Here is a 20,950-nt window from a genome sequence, read left to right as displayed (position 1 = left end):
ACGACCGGCGTGGTGGGGAGATGGTTGCACGGCGTTTCCAAGATTTTTCCGACCGCGCGGTTCTCACGCCCGTACGGCGTCCCCCTCGGCGATCCTCCCCACCCGCACCACCTCCGCGTACACCCCGGCGATGGGCTCCGGCTCCCGGCCCGGCTGGGCGGGCATGCTGTTGGTTCGGCGGACGACGCGCAGTGCCTCGGGGTCGCGGGGCAGGTTCCCGTGGACCATGGTCGGGATGGCGCAGCGGGGTGCTCCGGCGACCACGCGCAGCACGGCCTCGTCGCCGACGCGCAGCTCGCGGCCGATCCAGTCGTTCTCGACGAAGCCGTCGCCGCCGGTGTCCACCAGCAGGTTGGGCCGGTACCGCTCGGGCTCGGCGAGACCGCGCGGGTTCTCGGCGGCCAGGCGCTTCAGGGTGGCCGTGCTGATCAGGTGCACCGGCGCGCCCTCGAAGAGGGAGGCGGGTACGGGTGCGGGGGCGAGGGTGACGGGCCTGCCGACGCAGGCCGAGAGCGCGGTGTCGGCGTCGGTGTCCGTGCTGTGCACGGTGGTGCCGTCCGGGAGCCGGACGCCCACGCCCTGTTCGTCCATGGCCGCGGCGCACCGCAGCACCGTCTGGTACAGCCGGGGCTGGACCGCGGTGACGGACCGTCCGCTGTCCGGGTCGAGCAACGCAAGCCGCCGATCTCCCGCCATGCCGTGGGCGGTGAGATCGGCGGCGCGGAGGCGTTGACCGAGCATGGCCTTGACGGGGTAGCGCCAGAGTGCGGTGACCGTGCCCAGCTGTGTGTACATGCCTCCGAGCATCACACGGAGGACTTCACTCCATCACGTGTTCGAGGAAATCGCTTGCTCGGTCACATCACGTGTTCGACGAAACGCGCGGCGGTCTCCGCCAGCACCTCCCGCCCGTCCCGTGCCCACAGCTCGTCGTTGAACAGTTCCACCTCGATGGCGCCGGTGTAGCCGGCGGCCTCGACGTAGGACTTCCATTCGCGCATGTCGATCGCGCCGTCGCCGATCTGGCCGCGGCCGTTGAGGACGCCCTCGGGGAGGGGGGTGGTCCAGTCGGCGAGCTGGAAGGTGTGGATGCGGCCGGACGCGCCCGCGCGGGCGATCTGTTCCGGGGCCCGGTCGTCCCACCAGATGTGGTACGTGTCGACGGTGACGCCGACCTGGTGGGCGGGGAAGCGTTCCGCGAGGTCGAGGGCCTGGGTGAGGGTCGACACCACGCAGCGGTCGGAGGCGTACATCGGGTGCAGGGGCTCGATGGCGAGCCGTACGCCGTGCTGCTCCGCGTACGGGCCGAGTTCCGCCAGCGCGTCGGCGATGCGTTCCCGCGCGCCGTGCAGGTCCTTGGAGCCGGCGGGCAGGCCGCCGGAGACCAGGACCAGGGTGTCGGTGCCGAGTGCCGCCGCCTCGTCGACCGCCCGGCGGTTGTCGGCGAGGGCCGCCGAGCGCGCCTCCGGGTCGATCGCCGTGATGAAGCCGCCCCGGCACAGGGTCGTCACCGTCAGGCCCGCGTCGCGGACCAGCTTGGCGGTGGCCTCGACGCCGTACGACTGGACCGGCTCGCGCCACAGGCCCACGTTGCGGACGCCCAGGTCGGCGCAGGCCGACGTCAGTTCGGGCATCGACAGCTGCTTCACCGTCATCTGGTTGATCGAGAAGCGTTCCGACGACGCGCTCACCGGGTCACTCCGTACATCGCCAGCAGGGTCTTCATGCGCTCCTCCGCCAGCTTGGGGTCGGGGAACAGGCCGAGGCCGTCGGCGAGTTCGTAGGCGCGGGCGAAGTGCGGGAGGGAGCGGGCCGACTGCAGGCCGCCGACCATGGTGAAGTGGGACTGGTGGCCGGCCAGCCACGCCAGGAAGACCACGCCCGTCTTGTAGAAGCGGGTGGGCGCCTGGAAGAGGTGGCGGGACAGCTCCACGGTCGGGTCGAGCAGGGCGCGGAACCCCGGCACGTCTCCCGTGTCGAGGACCCGGACCGCCTCGGCGGCCAGCGGGCCGAGCGGGTCGAAGATGCCGAGCAGGGCGTGGCTGAAGCCCTGGTCGTCGCCCGCGATCAGCTCGGGGTAGTTGAAGTCGTCGCCGGTGTAGCAGCGGACGCCGCGCGGCAGCCTCCGGCGCAGGTCGATCTCGCGCTGGGCGTCCAGCAGGGAGACCTTGATGCCGTCGACCTTGTCCGGGTGTTCGGCGATGACCTCCAGGAAGGTGTCGGTCGCCGCGTCCAGGTCGGAGGAGCCCCAGTAGCCCTCCAGCGCCGGGTCGAACATGGGGCCGAGCCAGTGCAGGATCACCGGTTCGGTGGCCTGGCGGAGGAGGTGGCCGTAGACCTCCAGGTAGTCCTCGGGGCTCTGCGCGGCGGCGGCCAGCGCGCGGGACGCCATCAGGATCGCCTGGGCGCCGGCCTCCTCTACGACGGCGAGCTGCTCCTCGTAGGCCGCGCGGACCTCCGCGGGGGTGCCGGAGGCGAGCTGGTCGGTGCCGACGCCGCAGGCGATCAGGCCGCCGACCGACTTGGCCTCGGCGGCGGACCGGCGGATCAGCTCGGCCGCGCCCGCCCAGTCGAGGCCCATGCCGCGCTGGGCGGTGTCCATGGCCTCGGCGACGCCGAGTCCGTGCGACCACAGGTGGCGGCGGAACGCGAGGGTGGCGTCCCAGTCGACGGCGGCCGGGGAGTCGGGGGTGATGTCGGCGTAGGGGTCGGCGACGACGTGCGCCGCGGAGAAGACCTTACGGGAGGTGAAGGCGGCGCCGGGGGTGACGGCGAGGGGTTCGGTGCGCGGTTCGTACGCCCGCAGCCCGCCCTTGGAGTCGGGGAGCTGGATGGTCACAGCGAGATCTCCGGTACGTCGAGACGGCGGCCCTCGGCCGAGGACCGCAGGCCCAGCTCGGCGAGCTGGACGCCGCGGGCGCCGGCGAGCAGGTCCCAGTGGTAGGGGGCGTCAGCGTGGACGTGCTTCAGGAACAGCTCCCACTGGGCCTTGAAGCCGTTGTCGAACTCCTGGTTGTCGGGGACTTCCTGCCACTGGTCGCGGAAGACCTCGGTGGCGGGGATGTCCGGGTTCCAGACCGGCTTCGGGGTGGCGCTGCGGTGCTGGACGCGGCAGTTGCGCAGGCCGGCGACGGCGGAGCCCTCGGTGCCGTCGACCTGGAACTCGACCAGTTCGTCGCGGTTGACGCGGACCGCCCAGGAGGAGTTGATCTGGGCGATGGCGCCGCCGTCGAGTTCGAAGATGCCGTACGCCGCGTCGTCCGCCGTCGCGTCGTAGGGCTTGTCGTTCTCGTCCCAGCGCTGCGGGATGTGGGTGGCGGTGAGGGCCTGGACGGAGCGCACCCGGCCGAACAGCTCGTGGAGCACATACTCCCAGTGCGGGAACATGTCGACGACGATGCCGCCGCCGTCCTCGGCGCGGTAGTTCCAGGAGGGGCGCTGGGCGGTCTGCCAGTCGCCCTCGAAGACCCAGTAGCCGAACTCGCCGCGGACGGACAGGATGCGGCCGAAGAAGCCGCCGTCGATGAGGCGCTTCAGCTTCAGCAGGCCCGGCAGGAAGAGCTTGTCCTGGACGACGCCGTGCTTGATGCCGGCGGCGTGGGCGAGGCGGGCCAGTTCCAGGGCGCCGTCGAGGCCGGTAGCGGTGGGCTTCTCGGTGTAGATGTGCTTGCCGGCGGCGATGGCCTTCCTGATCGCCTCCTCGCGGGCCGAGGTGACCTGGGCGTCGAAGTAGATGTCGACGGCCGGGTCGGCGAGGACCGCTTCCAGGTCGGTGGAGACGTGCTCCAGGCCGTGCTTCTCGGCGAGCGCCTTGAGCGCGTGCTCGCGGCGGCCGACCAGGACCGGCTCCGGCCACAGCACGGTGCCGTCGCCGAGGTCGAGGCCGCCCTGCTCGCGGATGGCGAGGATGGAGCGGACGAGGTGCTGGCGGTAGCCCATGCGCCCGGTCACACCGTTCATGGCGATACGCACCGTCTTGCGTGTCACGTCGGTCCCTTCGTAGGCGTCGTACGCGGGGTGTGCGCGCCGCGTACGCCCCCTGGCACTGACTGGTGAGCGGTACAGCAAGCGCTTTCTATGTAATGAGAAGCTAGCCTCTCGGCAGGGGTCCGGACAAGCCCACTGCACACTCGACTTGTTCGAGGGGGCGAACAAGCGGGGCCGTCGGGCTTATGGTCTGCACGGAACCGTGAGCGGCCACGGAACCGTGAGCGGGGAAGAGGCCGTGTACGACGTCGTGACGGGGAGACGACCTCCCCCGCGACGCCTGCTACGCCGACGACGTACGACGAGGTACGACAGATGCGCGAGATGCGCGAGACGCGCGACCGGAGGACGACGAGATGACGGTGACCCTGGCGGACGTGGCGGCCCGCGCCCAGGTCTCGCCCGCGACGGTGTCGCGCGTGCTGAACGGGAACTATCCCGTGGCCGCCTCGACCCGGGAGCGGGTCCTGAAGGCGGTCGACGAACTGGACTACGTCCTCAACGGCCCCGCGAGCGCGCTCGCCGCCGCGACGTCGGACCTCGTCGGCATCCTCGTCAACGACATCGCCGACCCGTTCTTCGGGATCATGGCCGGCGCCATCCAGTCCGAGATCGGCGGGCCCGGCGGGCGCGCGGGCGGCGAACGGCTCGCCGTCGTCTGCAACACCGGTGGCTCACCGGAGCGCGAACTGACCTACCTGACGCTGCTGCAACGCCAGCGCGCGGCGGCCGTGGTGCTGACCGGCGGGGCCGTCGAGAACGCGCCGCACGCGGCGGCCGTCGCGGCGAAGCTGCGGAAGCTGACCGAGGCCGGGACCCGGGTGGTGCTGTGCGGGCGCCCGCCCGCGCCCGACACCGGTGCCGTCGCCCTGACCTTCGACAACCGCGGCGGCGGCAAGGAACTGACGGAACACCTGCTCGGCCTCGGCCACCGGCGGCTCGGCTACATCGCCGGCCCCGAGGAGCGCACCACCACCCGGCACCGTCTGGAGGGCCACCGCGCCGCGCTCGCCGCCGCGGGCATCGAGGAGGACCCCCGCTGGACGGTCCACGGCCGCTACGACCGCCGCTCCGGCTACGAGGCCACGCTCGAACTCCTGCGCCGCGACCCGACGATCACCGCGGTGGTCGCCGCGAACGACTCCGTCGCCCTCGGCGCCTGCGCCGCCCTGCGCGAGTCCGGGCTGCGCATCCCGGAGGACGTCTCCGTCGCCGGCTTCGACGACCTGCCCTTCAGCATCGACGCGGTGCCCTCCCTCACGACGGTACGACTGCCCCTGGCCGAGGCGGGAGCCCGCGCCGGCCGCATCGCGATGACCCGCGAGGAACCGCCGCCCGGCGGAATCGCGACCGTGCGGGGGGAGTTGATGGTGCGGGGATCCTCGGGAGTGCCGCGGGGCTGAGGGGGCGGGCGCCTGCGGTTGGAGCGTGCGGGGCCTTCAGGGTTGCCGCCGGACCCAGGGGGCCTGCGCGCCGTCACGGGCGCCGGGGCGGCTCCCGGTGCTCGGCGTCGGCGGTGGTGAGCAGGTCTCGCAGTTCCGCCAGGCGGTGGAGGTCGTCCCGTAGGGATGCCCGGTCTTCGTCGGTGAGTCGGATAGTGGCGGCCGTCGCGAGGGTGGACGCGGCGGTGGTGTCGTCGCCGAGGCGGGCGGCGAGGTCCGCGCGGAGGACGAGGAGGCGCAGCAGCTGTACCGGGGTGGGGCGCTCGTCCGGGAGGTTCAGTGCGCGGTCGAGGACCGCGACCGCGGCGCGGGGGTCGTCCCTGGAGTCCGCGAAGAGGGCGGCGTGGTGCAGGGCCTTGGCGAAGGTCTCCTCGGGGGCCGGGCGGTGGTGGTGGTGCTCGCTGATCTCCTGGCCGACGCGGAGGCAGTTGCCGCCCGGGTCCGTCAGGAGGAACTGGCGCATGCCGTGCGAGGTGTCCTTCAGCGGGCCGAGGCGCGGTAGGCCGCGGACCGGGACCTTTCCGTACGCCGCCTTGAGGCCGGCCCGGAAGGAGTCGTACAGCGCGTCGATCTCGTCGGTGCGGATGTAGCAGGTGCTGTGGGACTGCGCGGGGTCGTAGCGCTTCATGCTGAAGAAGTGCAGCCGGACGCCGCCGCGGGCGACGGCCGCGTACGGGTTCGGGCTCCGCTGCCGGAAGGTCACCTCGAATCCGAGGGCCGTGTAGAAGTCGAGGACGGGCTGGAGTGTCCGGCAGGGCAGGATCGGGATCGTCGTCTCGGCCATGCCGGCAGTCTAGTCAAGTTTGACTAGGTGCATATCGCGTTTCGCCTATGCGGACGAGGGGCAGAGTTGACCGGTCTCAGGATTTCTTCCTCTCGGGCGATTACTTTCGGCCCCGTCGGCCGTCTTACCTCCGACAGCACATCAGCCATCCCGGGAGACACCACCATGCGCATCGTCATCAGTGAGTTCATCAGCCTCGACGGCGTCGTCCAGGCCCCCGGCGGTCCGCAGGAGGACACCGACGGCGGCTTCGCGCACGGCGGCTGGACGCACCCGTACTTCGACCCGGAGGTCGTCGGCGGCGCCTTCGACGGGGCGCTCGCGGACGCCGAGGCGCTGCTCTTCGGGCGGCGGACCTGGGCGACGATGGCGTCGGCGTGGCCGGAGCGGGCGGGGGACCCGTTCGCCGACCGGATGAACTCCATCCGCAAGTACGTCGTCTCCGACACCCTCAGCGACTCCGACCTGACCTGGGACAACTCCGTCCGCATCCCCGGCTCCGAGGCGGTCGCCGAGCTGCGCAAGCTGCGGGAGGGCGACGGCGGCCGGCTGCTGGTGATGGGCAGCCCGACCCTCGCGCGCACACTGATCGCCGAGGGGCTCGCCGACGAGCTGCGGCTGATCGTGATGCCCGTGGTGCTCGGCGGCGGCAAGTCGATCTTCCCGGCCGAGGGCGGCAAGTTCCCGTTCGAGCTGGTCTCCACGACGAAGTCCGACACCGGCACGCTGGTGAATGTCTATCGGCGCGCCGCGGCGGAGTGATCGGCGGGCCGCCGGCCGTGGACGGGGAGCGGCCCCGGGTCTACGCTCGACACCGACGGAACCTCTGACTGAGTCAAAGACTCACCGAGTCGCCATCGGGGCCGACCATGACCGTCCAGGACATCCGCTCCTTCAACCGCTTCTACACGAACGTGATCGGCGCGCTGGACTACGGCCGCCACCTGTACGCCCCGTACACCCTCACCGAGTCCCGCGTGCTGTACGAGCTGGCGCACTCCCCCCGCACCGACGTCGCCGACCTGCGCACCCAGCTGCAACTGGACGCGGGGTACCTGACCCGCATCCTCAACAAGTTCGAGCAGGACGGGCTGGTGGAGCGCGGCCCGTCGGAGCGGGATCCGCGGCGGCGGCGGATCCGGCTGACCGCGCGGGGGCGGGAGATAGCCGATCTGCTGGACGAGCGGGCCCGGCAGGCGGTCGGCGAGCTGCTGATCAGGGTCGCGCCGGAGGACCGGCCGCGGCTGGCGGAGGCGCTGCGGACGGTCCGCGCGCTGCTGTCCGGGGAGCGGTCCGCGCCCCGGCCGGAGGACGTCGTGCTGCGCGCACCCGCGCCCGGCGACCTCGGCTGGATCGTGCAGCGAAACGCCGCGCTGTACGCCGCCGAGTACGGCTGGAACACCGACTACGAGGGGCTGGTGGCGAGGATCGTCGCCGACTTCGCCGAGGACCACGATCCACATCTGGAGCGGGTGTGGATCGCGGAGCTGGACGGGGCGCCGGTGGGGGCCGTGATGTGCGTACGGGACGAGGCGACCGGTGCCGGCACCGCCCGGCTGCGCCTGCTGCTCGTCGAACCGGAGGCGCGCGGCCTCGGCATCGGCGACCGGCTGGTCACGGCGGTCGTCGAGTTCGCGCGCGGCGTCGGGTACCGGGAGCTGGTGCTGTGGACGAACGACGTCCTGACGGCGGCCCGGCGGATCTACCTGCGGCACGGTTTCACGCTGGTCTCCGAGAAGCCGCACCGCTCCTTCGGCGCGGATCTCGTCGGGCAGGACTGGCGGCTGGATCTGCGCGCGGCAGCGGAGTGACGCGGCGGAGGGGCGAGTAGGGTCGCTGAGTATGAAACTGGCGTTCTCCACTCTCGGCGTCCCCGGTCTCCCCCTCCCCGACGTACTGCGCCTCGCGACCGCGCACGGCTATCACGGGGTCGAGTTGCGCGCGCACCGCGAGGAACCGGTGCACCCCGGCATCGGACCGGGCGAACGCGCCGAGGTCGCCGCCGAGTTCAAGGCGTCCGGCGTCCGGCTGCTCGGCCTCGCCGGGTACGCGCGCGTGGCGGCGCCGGGTGACGACGAGCCGGTGCTGGCGGAGATCCGCGGGCTGCTGGACCTGGCCCGCGATCTGGGCGCCCCGTACGTCCGGGTGTTCCCCGGCGCGGACCTGCTGGGCCAGCCGCCGCAGGAGGCCGACGCGACGGCCGCCCGCCGCCTGGGTGTCGCCGCCGAGTGGGCCGCCGACTCGGGCGTGCGGATCCTGCTGGAGACCCACGACTCGCACCGCACCGGCGCCGACGCGATCCGCATCCTCGGACCGGTCGGGCACCGGCACGTGGGCGCCCTGTGGGATGTGATGCACACCTGGCTGGGCGGCGAGCAGCCCTCGGAGACGTACGCGGCGCTCGCCCCGCACCTCGGCTATGTCCAGGTGAAGGACATCGCCTCCGCCGACGACACGACCCCGCTCCCGCTCGGCGCGGGCGTGCTGCCGCTCGCCGAGTGCGTGGAGGTGCTGTCGCGGCACGGCTGGGACGGCTGGCTGTGCTGGGAGTACGAGAAGCGCTGGTACGAGGCCGCGGCCCCGCTGCCCGAGCTGCTGGACGGGGGCCGTGACCATCTGGACCGGCTGCTCCACGACTCGGCGTGACCGGCTCGGCGTAACCGTCGCCCGGCGCGCCGGCGTGACCCGCGCGGTCAGCCGATGCCGACGGCCGCGCGCAGCCTCGCGAACTCCTCGTGGAAGCCGGGGAAGGTCTTGCGCACGCACCCCGGGTCGTCGAAGGAGATGCCCGGGGCGCGCAGGCCGGCCACCGCGAAGGACATGACGATGCGGTGGTCGCCGTAGGACTTGACGTCCACGTCGTGCGCGGGTGCCGCCGGGTGGATCTCGATCCAGTCGGGGCCCGTCTCGACGGGCACGCCGAGCCGCCGCAGGTTCTCCGCGCAGGCCTCCAGGCGGTCGCACTCCTTGACGCGGGTGTTGGCGACGTCCTCGATGCGCACCGGCCCGGAGGCGTACGGGGCGATCGCCGCGAGGGTCGGCATGGTGTCGGAGATGTCCCGCATGTTGACGGTGAGGCCGCGCAGTTCGCCGGTGCCGCGCACGGTCGTCCGGTCGGCGCCGACGTCCACGTGCGCGCCCATGCGGCGCAGCACGTCCACGAAGGCCAGGTCGCCCTGGAGCGCGCCCTCGCCGAGTCCGGGGACGGTGACCTCGGTGCCGGTGAGCGCGGCGGTGGCGAAGAAGTAGCTGGCGGTGGAGGCGTCCGGTTCGATCGCGTAGGTGGTGGCGCGGTAGCCGCCTGGCGGGACGACGAAGGTGTCCCCCTCCCGCCGTACCTCCACGCCGAAGGCGCGCATCATCGCGATCGTGATCTCGACGTACGGCACCGAGACCAGGTCGGTGACGGTGACGCGGAGGCCCTTGCGGGTGAGCGGGCCCAGCAGGAGCAGCGCGGTCAGGTACTGCGAGGACAGTCCCGCGTCCAGGGTGACCTCGCCGCCTTCCACTCCGGCCGCCTCGACGGTCAGCGGATGGTGGCCCTCCTGCTCCTCGTGCCGCAGCTTCACGCCCAGGTCGCGCAGGGCCCGGGTGAGCGGCAGCAGGGGGCGGCGGCGCATCTGCGGGGAGGCGTCGAAGCGGTAGGTGCCGTGGCCGGCGGCGGCGAGGGCGGGCAGGAAGCGGGCCGTGGTCGCGCCGTCCCGGCAGTAGACGTCGGCCTCCGGCTTCGCGGGGCCCTCGGGGCGGCCGTCGACCTGCCAGGTGTCCGGGGTGCGGCCGACCCGGTAGCCGAGCCGTGCCAGGCCCTCGGCGAAGCCCTCGGTGTCGTCGGACCGCAGCGGCCGTACCAGGGTGGTGACGCCGTCGGCCGCCGCCGCGAGGAAGAGGGCACGGGCGGTGATGGACTTGGAACCGGGGATGTCGACTACGGGCATGCCCTCATGATCTGCCGACGGCCCCCTCGCGCGCCGGAACGTCCACGGGATGGACCGGCGGCGCAGCCGTCCCGTGGGGCACACCGGTACCGATTTCGCCCGGAGCGGGACGGGCCGGGAACCCGCCCCGAGCCGGCCGCGTCCAACCGCCGGACTGCCGGAGAGTCACCGTGGTGCGGTGTCGGCCTCGCTGCTGGCTGCGAACGCTGACCACCCTCTCCGCCGTACCGCGGCCGGCAGCATGCCGCCATCGGCGCGCCCCCCTCCAATGCGCCGATGGCGGCCCCCTCGCTGGGTACTGTGCGTTCCCTTGACTGGCAGAAACTTCCCGGATATTGGTGACCCCTCGGAAGTTTCCTTCAGCGGACCTCCTCCGGAAGGAGCGCACGTGCACGACACCAGCACAGGAAACACCGCGAAACCCTCCAGACGCACGGTCCTCGCCGCCGGCGCCGGCGTCACCGCGGCCCTCACGGTCGCAAGCCCCGCCCACGCGGTCGGCGACCGCAAGCTGCGCCGCCTGATCTCCCGGATGACACTCGAGGAGAAGGTCGGCCAGCTCTTCGTCTCCCGGGCCTACGGCCACTCCGCCACCGCCCCCGACCAGGCCGACATCGACGCCAACCTCAGGGAGTTCGGCGTCCGCACCGCCGCCGAACTGGTCGCCAGATACCGGCTGGGCGGCGTCATCTACTTCGCCTGGGCGCACAACACCCGCAACCCGCGCCAGATCGCCGACCTCTCCAACGGCCTCCAGCGCGCCTCGCTGGCCCTGCCGCACCGCCTGCCCCTGCTGATCTCCACCGACCAGGAGCACGGCATCGTCGCCCGCATCGGCAAGCCCGCCACGCTCTTCCCGGGCGCCATGGCCATCGGCGCCGGCGGCTCCCGCACCGACGCCCGCGCCCTCGGCCGGATCGCGGGCAAGGAACTGCGCGCGATGGGCGTCCGGCAGGACTACTCCCCCGTCGCCGACGTGAACGTCAACCCCGCCAACCCCGTCATCGGCGTGCGCTCCTTCGGCGCCGACCCGCGCGCGGTGGCGAGGCTGGTCGCGGCGGAGGTCGCCGGCTACCAGCGGTCGGGGGTCGCGGCGACCGCCAAGCACTTCCCCGGGCACGGCGACACCGAGACCGACAGCCACTACGGCTTCCCGGTCATCAAGCACACCCGCGAGCAGTGGGAGACGCTGGACGCGCCGCCGTTCCGCGCCGCGATCGAGGCGGGCATCGACTCGATCATGACCGCGCACATCCTGGTCCCGGCCCTCGACGACTCCGGCGACCCGGCCACCCTCTCCCGTCCCGTCCTCACCGGCATCCTGCGCGAACAGCTCGGCTACGACGGGGTCGTCGTGACCGACTCTCTCGACATGGCGGGCGTACGGCAGAAGTACGGCGACGAACGGGTGCCGGTGCTGGCGCTGAAGGCGGGCGTGGACCAGCTGCTGAACGCGCCCAAGCTGGACCTGGCGTGGAACGCGGTGCTGAAGGCCGTTCAGGACGGGGAACTGACGGAGGAACGCCTGGAGGAATCGATCCTGCGGGTGCTCCGCCTGAAGGCCAGGCTGGGGCTCCTGGACGATCCGTGGACCGACACGGACCGCGTCGACCGCGCCGTGGGGACGCCCGTCCATCTCGCGGCGGCCGACCGGATCGCCGAGCACACCACCACCCTGCTGGCGAACGAGGACGCACTGCTGCCGCTGTCCCCGGCGGGGACCCCGCGCCTGCTGGTCGTCGGCGCCGACCCGGCCTCCCCGTCCGGCACCACCGGCCCCCCGACCGGCGTCCTCGCTGCGGCCCTGACGGAACTGGGCTTCACCGCGACCGCGCTGTCCACCGGCACCGCCCCGTCAGCCGCGGTCGTCGAGCGGGCCGTCGCGGCGGCCGGGGACGCCGACGCGGTGGTGGTGGCGACGTACAACGTCACGGCTGCCGGCGCGCAGAAGACCTTGGTCGAAAGGCTGCTGGCGACGGGTCGGCCGGTGGTGGCGGTGGCGATCCGCAACCCGTACGACATCGCCCATCTGCCGGGCGTACGGGCGTACCTGGCGACCTACTCCTGGACGGACGTCGAGGTGCGCGCCGCCGCCCGGACGATCGCCGGGACGGTGACACCACGGGGGAAGCTGCCGGTGCCGGTGCAGCGGGCCGACGATCCGACGCGGGTGCTGTACCCCCTCGGGCACGGCCTGACGTACTAGCCCTACGTCACACACCCGGCGCACCACCCCCAAGTGACGCAAAGCACCCGGCGAGTCTGGCGTGTGCCCGCCGCGGCGGGTCACGCTGGGCGGGGGTGGGGGGAATGGGCATGGGTGGGAGACGTGTCGTGCGGGGTTCCGCACTGGGGCTGCTCGTGACCCTGCTGGCGGCCTGTCAGGGCCCGTCGGGCGGGGAGGGCGAGGGCGGCGGTGGCGTCCCGCCGCCCAGCGCGACCGTACCGGCGGCCGAGGCGCGGCCGTCGGGCCACGGGGCGGAGTTCCTCGGCGTCGACGAGTGCAGTTCGTTCGGGACGGCCGACTTTGCCGAGGTGTCCTGCGGCAGCGAGCGGGCGGCGGCACGGGTCGTCGCCCGGCACGACGGCAGGGCGGACACCGGGCCGCTGTGCCCCGCGACCACCGACTTCGTGCTGCACATCAGCGAACAGCGCCCGTCCTCCGACGAGGACGGCGACGGCGCGATCCCGCGCGGTTACGCCTGTATGCGCTCCCTCCAGCCCCCGCACCCCGGCGACCCGGGCGGCGGGGGCGGCCCGCGCACCATCGTCGGCGACTGCGTCTACGGCTCCGGCGACGGCGAGGTCCGCGAGACCCGCTGCGACGGCGAGGGCGAACGCCCGCCCGAGTACCGGGTGTCGGAGGCGGTCCCCAGACGCACCGACTGCCCCACGCCCACCGCCCTCTACGTCCAGCTGGGCGGCGAGAACCCGGTGGGCTGCGCCCGCCCCCTGTAGCCACCGGGGGCGGGCGCGGCGGAAAGGGTCACGGACGCAGCGTGCGCTCCACGCCCCGCTTGTCCAGCTTCGCGTCGAACTTCGCCAGCGGCTGCGCCGCGGACGGGTCCGCCTGGACCGTGGCGGAGGCCACGCCCGCCCACTCCAGGATCTTGGCCGTGGCGAGGGCCTTCTCGTCGTCCACCAGGCCCGCCACACGCGCGCCGTGGTTGGCGCCCGGGGCCGTGAAGACATACGAGTCGCGTGCGCCCTTGCCGAGGCGGAACGGTTCCGCGCCCCACGGGTCGTTCTCGCCGTAGACGTAGAGCATCCGGGTGGCGTTGTGGCGGACCCAGGTGTCCACGTCCCGCATCGCGCCCGGCTGGAACGTCATCTCGATGTCCCGGGGGACGTAGTGGCGCGGCGGCAGGTAGCCGTAGCGGATGTACTTCTTCTCGATGTGCGGGAACCGGATGGTGGGCGCGCCGAGCTGGGTGCCCGCCTGGTAGTAGTACGGCGTGTACGGCTCCAGGCCCTGGTCGGTGTAGAAGGAGAAGCCGGCGATGGTGTCGATGGAGGTCCAGATCTCGTCGTCGGTCGCGTTCTTCGCGTCGGCCGGGATCGTGTCGCAGTCCGAGAGCAGGCTGTACTGCCAGAAGCCCCAGACGTAGTCGAGGACGGTCGCCTCGTACGCCTTGTCGAGGCTGCCGACGGTGTCGAAGGTGTAGCCGTTCTCGGCGGCGTACGCCGCGTACCGTTCCTCCATGGCCTCCCGGCGCACGAGTGCCTCGCGCTGGACGCCGTTCAGGCGGTCGCGGCACTCCTTGGTGCCGACGGTGGCGAAGAACTCGTCGTACGCCGAGTCCTCCTTGTTCACGACGTCGTTGGGGGCGACGTAGGCGACGACGCCGTCCATGTCGCGGGGGTAGAAGCGCTCGTAGTAGGTCGCCGTCATGCCGCCCTTGGAGCCGCCGGTGGAGAGCCACTTGCGGTCGTACAGCGGCTTGAGGGCCTTGAAGATGCGGTGCTGGTCGCTGGCCGCCTGCCAGATGTCCAGCTTGGTCCAGTCGGCCGGGCTGGGCCGGGACGGGGTGAAGTAGCGGTACTCCATGGAGACCTGGTTGCCGTCCACGATCTGGGTCGGCTCGCGGCGGCTGGGCGTCGTGGAGACGTTGTAGCCGCCGGTGTAGAAGACCGTCGGGCGGGAGACGTCCTTGTGCAGCACGGTGATCCGCTGCTCGAACGTGCCCTCGGAGGGCCTGCGGTGGTCGACCGGCTGGGTGTAGTTCAGGACGAAGAAGCGGTAGCCGGGGTACGGCTTCTCCTCGATCAGACTCATGCCCGGTATGGCGAGGAGCCGGTCCTTGATGTCGGTGGCCTCCGGCTGGACGGCGGTGGCCGTCCCCGCCGTGCTCAGTGTGCCTATGAGCACCGTGAGCGCGAGCAGCCATCTGAGCGCCTTGCGCATGCACCCTCCCCTGTGAGAACAGATGTGCGCCGGAAGCTATCGGAGCAACCGGGTTCACACCAGGGGGAGTTCGGCAACGGCCGCCGGACCGGCGCCCGCCGGTTCAGCAGAGGATCCAGTCGGAGCTCACCGATCCCCGCCCCACCGAGCCCTCCACCCGCACACAGCGCTGCCCGGCGTAGACCGTCACCCCGGGCGTGTGTTTGCGGTGCTTGCCCGTGTACGGGACGGGGTTGTGGCCGCGCCGCTGCACGCTGACGGACATGGTCCGGCGGGGGCCGGGGTCCTTCGCGTAGGTGGCCGCGCAGACGTAGCCGCCGCTCTTGTACACGTGCACGGAGCCGGTGGGGAACGGCAGCGTCCTGACCTTGCGGCCGGGGCAGGGCCCGGCCGCCGCGTGGGCGTCGGCCGGCGCGGCGAGCGCGAACAGCCCGGACACGGTCAGTAGGGACAGCCCGAGCGCCAGCCGGCGTCGTATCGCACCCGAGTCCACAGTCGTCCCCTCCCCTGCCACGCCCCCCGGCGGCCTGAAGTACGGTTCGGCAGTTTGACGTACGGATGTACGGACGCGCGGCGTACGCCGGATGGTTGCGCCGGGAGCCGTCAGGCCCCGACGGGCGCGTCCTCCCCCACGAAGGTCCGCCACAGCTCCGCGTACCGTCCGCCGCGCGCCAGCAGCTCCTCGTGGGTGCCGTCCTCGGCGACCCGGCCGTGGTCCATGACGACGACCCGGTCCGCGCGGGCCGCGGTGGTCAGGCGGTGCGCGACCACGAGTGTGGTGCGGCGGCCCGCGAGGCGGTCTGTGGCCTGGTTGACCTGGGCCTCCGTGGCCAGGTCCAGGGCGGCCGTCGCCTCGTCGAGGAGCAGGATGTCCGGGTCGACCAGCTCGGCGCGGGCCAGCGCGATCAGCTGCCGCTGACCGGCGGAGAGGTTGCGGCCCCGCTCGGCGACCTCGTGGAGGTAGCCGCCCTCCAGCCCGGCGATCATCTCGTGGGCGCCGACCGCGCGGGCGGCGGCCTCCACCTCGGCGTCGGTGGCGTCGGGGCGGCCGTAGGCGATGGCATCGCGGACGGTGCCGGGGAAGAGGTACGCCTCCTGCGGGACGACGCCGAGCCGGTGCCGGTAGGAGGTGAGGTCGAGGGCGCGCAGGTCCTGGCCGTCGACGGTGACCCGGCCGCCGGTCGGGTCGTAGAACCGGGCCACCAGCTTCACCAGCGTCGACTTGCCGGCGCCGGTCTCCCCGACGAACGCCACGGTCTGCCCGGCGGGGATGCGCAGGTCGATGCCGGTCAGGGCCTCCTCCTCGTCCCCGTAGGCGAAGTTCACGTCCTCGAAGGCGATGTCGCCGCGCAGGGAGCGCACGGCGAGGGGTTCGTCGGCGCTCCGCGTGGAGGTGGGTTCGCGCAGGAGTTCCTGGATGCGGCCCAGGGAGACGGACGCCTGCTGGTAGCCGTCGAAGACCTGGGAGAGCTGCTGCACCGGTGCGAAGAACAGGTCGATGTACAGCAGGTACGCCACCAGGGCGCCGGTGGTCAGGGTGGCCGCGTCGACCCGTCCGGCGCCCACGACGAGCACGGCCGCCGCCGCGGCGGACGACAGGAGCTGCACGAACGGGAAGTACACGGAGATCAGCCACTGGCCGTGGACGCGGGCCTGCCGGTAGCCGTCGCTGCGTTCCGCGAACCGGCGTCCGCCGTCCCGCTCCCGCCCGAAGGCCTGCACGATCCGCAGCCCGGCGACGGTCTCCTGGAGGTCGGCGTTGACCCCGGAGACCCGCTCGCGGGCGAGCTCGTACGCCTTGACGCTGGCCCGGCGGAAGAAGAAGGTGGCGATGATCAGCGGCGGCAGCGTCGCGAACACGACGAGTGCCAGCTGCACGTCGAGCACCAGCAGGGCCACCATGATCCCGAAGAAGGTGACGACCGAGACGAACGCGGTGACCAGACCGGTCTGCAGGAACGTGGACAGCGCGTCGACGTCCGTGGTCATCCGGGTCATGATCCGGCCGGTCAGCTCACGCTCGTAGTAGTCCAGGCCGAGCCGCTGGAGCTGCGCGAAGATCTTCAGGCGCAGGGCGTACAGCACCCGCTCGCCGGTCCGGCCGGTCATCCGGGTCTCGCCGATCTGCGCCGCCCACTGGGCGAGCACGGCCGCCAGGGCGAGCGCGGAGGCCGCCCAGACCGCGCCGAGGGCCAGCTCGGAGACACCGCTGTCGATGCCGTGCCGGATCAGGACGGGCAGCAGCAGGCCCATGCCCGCGTCCACCGCCACCAGGGCCAGGCTGACCAGCAGCGGCAGCCCGAAGCCCTTCAGCAGGCGCCGCAGGTTGTACGACTCCTCCGGCCGCACCGCCCGCGCCTCGTCGACGTCCGGCGTGTCGGTCGCCGGGGGCAGGGCGTCGACCTGGGCCAGCAGCTCGGGCGTGGCCGGGGTGCCGGACAGGGCGGTGTCCTTCGGCTCGCGGTCGCCGGTCCACAGCCTCGGGGTGACGCCGCGCTCGGCGTCGAACTCGGCGTCCAGCTCCTCGCGGACGGAGGTGTCCTCGTCCTGCGGGGCGGCCTTCGGGGTGTGGCCCGGGGAGACGCCGCCCAGTTCTTCGGGGTCGGTGAGCAGCCGGCGGTACAGCGCCGAGCGCTTCTGCAGTTCGTCGTGGGTGCCGAGGTCGGCGAGCCGGCCGCCGTCGAGGACGGCGATGCGGTCGGCGAGGTTGAGGGTGGAGCGGCGGTGCGCGATGAGGAGGGTGGTGCGGCCCTCCATGACCTGCTTCAGCGCCTCGTGGATCTCGTGCTCCACGCGCGCGTCGACGGCGGAGGTGGCGTCGTCGAGGACCAGCAGCCGGGGGTCGGTGAGGATGGCGCGGGCGAGCGCGATGCGCTGGCGCTGGCCGCCGGAGAGGGTGAGGCCGTGTTCGCCCACGACCGTGTCGTAGCCGTCGGGCAGGTCGGCGATGAAGCCGTCGGCCTGGGCGGCGCGGGCGGCCTTCGCGATCTCCTCGTCGGTGGCGTCGGGCCGGCCGTAGGCGATGTTGGCGCGGACGGTGTCGGAGAAGAGGAAGGAGTCCTCGGGGACCAGGCCGATCGCGGCGCGCAGCGAGGCGGTGGTCAGCTCGCGCACGTCGTGGCCGCCGATCAGGACGGCGCCGCGCGTGACGTCGTAGAAGCGCGGGAGGAGCAGGGAGACGGTCGACTTGCCGGAGCCGGAGGCGCCGACGACGGCGAGGGTCTCGCCCGGGCGGATCTCGAAGGAGAGGCCGTCGAGGACGGGCCGGTCGGGGTCGTAGCCGAAGGAGACGTCGTCGAACTCGACGGTCGCGGGCGCGTCGGCGGGGAGTTCCTTGGTGCCGTCGGTGAGCGTCGGCTCGGTGTCGATCAGCTCCAGGACGCGTTCGGTGCCGGCGCGGGCCTGCTGGCCGACGGTGAGGACCATGGCGAGCATGCGGACCGGGCCGACCAGCTGGGCGAGGTAGGTGGAGAAGGCGACGAAGGTGCCGAGGGTGACGTCACCGCGCACGGCGAGCCAGCCGCCGAGGGCGAGCATGGCGACCTGGCCGAGGGCGGGGACGGCCTGGAGGGCGGGGGTGTACTTGCTGTTCAGCCGGATGGTGCGCAGCCGTCCGGCGAACAGCCGCCGCCCGACCTCGCGCAGCTTCCCGGTCTCCTGCTCCTCCTGCCCGAAGCCCTTCACCACGCGGACGCCGCTGACGGCGCCGTCGACCACGCCCGCGACGGCGGCGGCCTGCGCCTGGGCGTACCAGGTCGAGGGGTGCAGTCTGCTGCGGCTGCGCTTGGCGATCCACCACAGGGCGGGCGCCACGGCGAGGGCGACCAGGGTGAGCGGGACGGACAGCCACGCCATGATCACCAGGGAGATCAGGAAGAGCAGGAAGTTCCCGATGGTCATCGGGAGCATGAAGAGCAGGCCCTGGATGAGCTGGAGGTCGCTGGTGGCCCGGCCGACGACCTGCCCGGTGGACAGTTCGTCCTGGCGCCGCCCGTCGAGCCGGGTGATCGTCTCGTACATCTCGGTCCGCAGGTCGTGCTGGACGTCGAGGGCGAGACGGCCGCCGTAGTAGCGGCGGATGTAGGTGAGGACGTAGACGAGCAGCGCGGCGCCGATGAGGGCCCCGGCCCAGGGGGCCATGTCGCGGGTCTTGTCACCGATGACGTCGTCGATGATCACCTTGGTGATCAGCGGGACGACGGCCATGAGGGCCATCCCGCCGAGGGAGGAGCCGAGGGCGAGGACGACGTCCCGTGGGTAGCGCCAGGCGTAGCCCCACAGCCGTCGTGCCCATCCCCGTTGCGTGCTCACGCGGGTGCCCTCCGTGTTCTCGACAGGCCCGGTCGACCTGATCTTCCGGAAGGCACCAACGCGGGCGGATGCGGATTTCATCCCTCCGCAACAATTGGGCGGGGTCAGAGGCGGACGCGCAGGGAGTAGAAACGGGTCGTCTGGGCGGCGTTCTGGTTGTCGTCGCTGGCCAGCAGCACGTTCAGCCGGTTCCCGGTGCGGCCGGTGACCGTCATCGCCTCGATGTTGTCGAGGAGCGGGTTGGGCTGCGGCTGCTTGGCGGTGGCGCCGAGGTCGGGGCAGCCGGCGAGGTCGGCGAGCAGGGTCTTGCGGATCGGCCGGACGCCGTCCTGGCCGGTCAGGTACTCGATCCCGCCGGTGTCCGTGGCGTGCCGCGGGTCGGCCAGGTAGAGGCGGACGGTGTTGCCGACGCCGGCGGTGAAGCCGCGCTCCAGGACGAGGAGGCGGCCGTCGGGGGTCGCGGTGATCTCGGGGACACCGAGGCCGGGGTCGGCGCGGTAGGCGTACTGGGCGGCGAGCGCGAAGTCGCCGCCCGCGGTCCGCCGCCAGGTCTGCACGCGGACGGTGCCCGCGCTGTCCCCGGACAGGGCGTACTCCATGGCGGCGACGAGGGTACGGCCGTCACGCGCCAGGGTCAGGCCCTCGAAGGTGCCGTTGACGGCGGCGCGGCCGGCGGGGGTGACGCGCAGGGCGTCCGGCACGGGCAGCCGGCCGAGGACGCGGCCGTCGCGGGAGTAGCGGCGCACGGACGGCTCGGTCTCCGAGGAGACGAGGTAGGTGCCGTCCCCGTCGACGACCAGGCCCTCGGAGTCCAGCGCGGCGCCGTTCTCGTCGGCGAGCGGGCGCACGGCGCGCGGCTGGAGGGTCCCGCGGTCGAGGGAGAACAGGGCCGACCGGTCGGAGAGGGCCGCGAGCGAGCCGTCCCGGTCGGTGGCGAGCGCGGAGAAGTTGCCGACGAAGGTGCCGTCGTACGTCGTCTTGTCGAGGGCGTCGGAGAAGCCATCGATGGCGACGGACGGCGAACAGGCGTGCCGGGCCCCGGCGTGGGCGGGGCCCGCGGCGGTCAGACAGGCGGCCGCCGCGAGGGCGGCGCAGGCGGTGGCGATGACGGGTCTCAGGCGCATGGGCGTCACCGTAGGCCGGGCCGGTGACGGTCGGGAGACCGCGCGGTGAAGCGTCAGCCGGTGACGGAGGCAGACCGCGCGGTGAAGCGTCAGCCGGCGGCGGCCAGGTCGCGGTGGATCACCTTGGCGACGCCCTGGATGGTGGTGATGCCGTAGCTCATGGTGCTGTTCCCGTGGGTGAGGACGGTGATGGTGTAGTCGTGGCCGCCACCCTTGAAGGCGCCGATGCTGTGCACCCGCCAGCCGTTCGTGGCGCGGGAGAGCCAGCCGTTCTTGACGGCGACGGTGACTCCGGAGGGGACGCCGTACGGGGTGCCCCAGCGCTGGTCAGACACGACCTGGCTCATCAGCTTCATGATGTAGAAGCGGGACTTGTCGTTGAGGACGGGGTTCCGCCCGGTGATCAGCTTGAGCAGCTTCTGCTCGTCGGTCACCGTGATCTGGGTCAGCCCCCAGTAGCCGTCCGCGCCGGGCTTCGTCTGGGTCATGCCGGCGGCCGCGAGGAACGCGTTGATCTTCGACAGGCCGAGCTGCTTCCACAGGGTGCTGGTGGAGGCGTTGTCCGACTTGGTGATCATGGCGCGGGCGAGGGTGGCCTCCCGCTCGGTGAGATACCGGCCCTGCTTCTTCGCGTCCCACAGCAGCGCGGCCAGCACGGTCACCTTCACGACGCTGGCCGAGTCGAAGGCGGTGGTGGGGCGCAGGGTGCACGTGGTGTTCGTCGTACGGTCGTGGAGTCCGACGGCGACGGTGCCGCCGCGGCCCGCGAGGGCGGCGGTGATGTCCTGCTGGAGCTTCGCGGCGAGTGCGGCGTTCGAGGACGTGCAGCTGACGGCGGGGGCGGGCGCGGCGGCGGCCGGGGCGGCCGTCGCCACGCCGGATATGAGCACACCGCCGGCGAGGGCGGTGCCGAGCAGGCGGGTGGAACGGGATCTGCCGAAAGTCATGCTCGGTTGACTCGC

At 72.6% G+C, this 20,950-nt stretch carries 17 protein-coding genes; 6 read left to right on the top strand and 11 right to left on the bottom strand.

The window, feature by feature from the left end; translation table 11 throughout:
- Nucleotides 1–63 precede the first annotated feature (63 nt).
- The 4 genes from ACSU6L_RS23805 to ACSU6L_RS23790 all read right to left on the bottom strand — a co-directional run bounded on the left by ACSU6L_RS23805 (nucleotide 64) and on the right by ACSU6L_RS23790 (nucleotide 3,987).
- On the bottom strand, nucleotides 64–795 hold the full coding sequence (locus ACSU6L_RS23805) for an MOSC domain-containing protein (protein WP_437059848.1): 732 nt from the start codon (nucleotides 793–795) through the stop codon (nucleotides 64–66).
- A gap of 62 nt (nucleotides 796–857) precedes the next feature.
- A complete protein-coding gene (locus ACSU6L_RS23800; RefSeq protein WP_437065021.1) occupies nucleotides 858–1,655 on the bottom strand; it encodes a sugar phosphate isomerase/epimerase family protein in 798 nt (265 codons plus the stop codon).
- Between the two features lie 32 nt (nucleotides 1,656–1,687).
- Nucleotides 1,688–2,839: a dihydrodipicolinate synthase family protein gene (locus ACSU6L_RS23795; protein WP_437059846.1), complete on the bottom strand. Its 1,152-nt coding sequence runs from the start codon at nucleotides 2,837–2,839 to the stop codon at nucleotides 1,688–1,690.
- Complete coding sequence (locus tag ACSU6L_RS23790) at nucleotides 2,836–3,987, bottom strand: Gfo/Idh/MocA family protein (protein ID WP_437059844.1); 1,152 nt, start codon at nucleotides 3,985–3,987, stop codon at nucleotides 2,836–2,838. The genes ACSU6L_RS23795 and ACSU6L_RS23790 overlap by 4 nt, the downstream gene beginning before the upstream one ends.
- Nucleotides 3,988–4,343: 356 nt before the next feature.
- On the opposite strand from ACSU6L_RS23790, the gene ACSU6L_RS23785 reads away from it, so the two are divergent.
- A complete protein-coding gene (locus ACSU6L_RS23785; protein WP_437059842.1) occupies nucleotides 4,344–5,390 on the top strand; it encodes a LacI family DNA-binding transcriptional regulator in 1,047 nt (348 codons plus the stop codon).
- Nucleotides 5,391–5,463: 73 nt separating this feature from the next.
- Here the strand turns inward: ACSU6L_RS23785 and ACSU6L_RS23780 are convergent, their stop codons facing one another.
- Complete coding sequence (locus ACSU6L_RS23780; RefSeq protein WP_437059840.1) at nucleotides 5,464–6,213, bottom strand: bleomycin resistance protein; 750 nt, start codon at nucleotides 6,211–6,213, stop codon at nucleotides 5,464–5,466.
- Between the two features lie 165 nt (nucleotides 6,214–6,378).
- Between ACSU6L_RS23780 and ACSU6L_RS23775 the strand changes: the two genes are divergently transcribed.
- From ACSU6L_RS23775 to ACSU6L_RS23765, 3 genes are all read left to right on the top strand, one after another.
- Entirely contained in the window at nucleotides 6,379–6,975 is a 597-nt protein-coding gene (locus ACSU6L_RS23775) for a dihydrofolate reductase family protein (protein ID WP_437059838.1), read from the top strand.
- A gap of 107 nt (nucleotides 6,976–7,082) precedes the next feature.
- A complete protein-coding gene (locus ACSU6L_RS23770) occupies nucleotides 7,083–8,024 on the top strand; it encodes a bifunctional helix-turn-helix transcriptional regulator/GNAT family N-acetyltransferase (protein ID WP_437059836.1) in 942 nt (313 codons plus the stop codon).
- Nucleotides 8,025–8,055: 31 nt separating this feature from the next.
- Nucleotides 8,056–8,859: a sugar phosphate isomerase/epimerase family protein gene (locus ACSU6L_RS23765; protein ID WP_437059834.1), complete on the top strand. Its 804-nt coding sequence runs from the start codon at nucleotides 8,056–8,058 to the stop codon at nucleotides 8,857–8,859.
- 47 nt (nucleotides 8,860–8,906) lie between these two features.
- Here ACSU6L_RS23765 and aroA read toward each other — a convergent pair whose 3' ends face one another.
- Nucleotides 8,907–10,148 carry a 3-phosphoshikimate 1-carboxyvinyltransferase gene (gene aroA, locus ACSU6L_RS23760; RefSeq protein ID WP_437059832.1) on the bottom strand — a complete coding sequence of 414 codons (1,242 nt, stop codon included), beginning with the start codon at nucleotides 10,146–10,148 and terminating at the stop codon, nucleotides 8,907–8,909.
- Between the two features lie 388 nt (nucleotides 10,149–10,536).
- Here aroA and ACSU6L_RS23755 point away from each other — a divergent pair, with 388 nt between their 5' ends.
- Entirely contained in the window at nucleotides 10,537–12,354 is a 1,818-nt protein-coding gene (locus tag ACSU6L_RS23755; protein ID WP_437059830.1) for a glycoside hydrolase family 3 protein, read from the top strand.
- 110 nt (nucleotides 12,355–12,464) lie between these two features.
- Nucleotides 12,465–13,106 carry a hypothetical protein gene (locus tag ACSU6L_RS23750; RefSeq protein WP_437059828.1) on the top strand — a complete coding sequence of 214 codons (642 nt, stop codon included), beginning with the start codon at nucleotides 12,465–12,467 and terminating at the stop codon, nucleotides 13,104–13,106.
- 28 nt (nucleotides 13,107–13,134) lie between these two features.
- On the opposite strand, the gene ACSU6L_RS23745 is transcribed toward ACSU6L_RS23750, so the two are convergent.
- The 5 genes from ACSU6L_RS23745 to ACSU6L_RS23725 form a co-directional block, all read right to left on the bottom strand.
- A complete protein-coding gene (locus tag ACSU6L_RS23745) occupies nucleotides 13,135–14,553 on the bottom strand; it encodes a S28 family serine protease (protein WP_437059826.1) in 1,419 nt (472 codons plus the stop codon).
- A 103-nt stretch (nucleotides 14,554–14,656) separates the two neighbouring features.
- On the bottom strand, nucleotides 14,657–15,046 hold the full coding sequence (locus ACSU6L_RS23740) for a hypothetical protein (protein ID WP_437059824.1): 390 nt from the start codon (nucleotides 15,044–15,046) through the stop codon (nucleotides 14,657–14,659).
- 110 nt (nucleotides 15,047–15,156) lie between these two features.
- Complete coding sequence (locus ACSU6L_RS23735; RefSeq protein WP_437059822.1) at nucleotides 15,157–18,864, bottom strand: ABC transporter ATP-binding protein; 3,708 nt, start codon at nucleotides 18,862–18,864, stop codon at nucleotides 15,157–15,159.
- A gap of 104 nt (nucleotides 18,865–18,968) precedes the next feature.
- Entirely contained in the window at nucleotides 18,969–19,988 is a 1,020-nt protein-coding gene (locus ACSU6L_RS23730) for an esterase-like activity of phytase family protein (protein WP_437059820.1), read from the bottom strand.
- An 89-nt stretch (nucleotides 19,989–20,077) separates the two neighbouring features.
- A complete protein-coding gene (locus tag ACSU6L_RS23725; RefSeq protein ID WP_437059818.1) occupies nucleotides 20,078–20,935 on the bottom strand; it encodes a serine hydrolase in 858 nt (285 codons plus the stop codon).
- Nucleotides 20,936–20,950: the final 15 nt, after the last annotated feature.

Source organism: Streptomyces sp. enrichment culture (genome assembly GCF_964272855.1).
In the GTDB taxonomy this organism is placed as follows: Bacteria; Actinomycetota; Actinomycetes; order Streptomycetales; family Streptomycetaceae; genus Streptomyces.
This window is presented reverse-complemented; position numbering and strand designations above follow the sequence as displayed.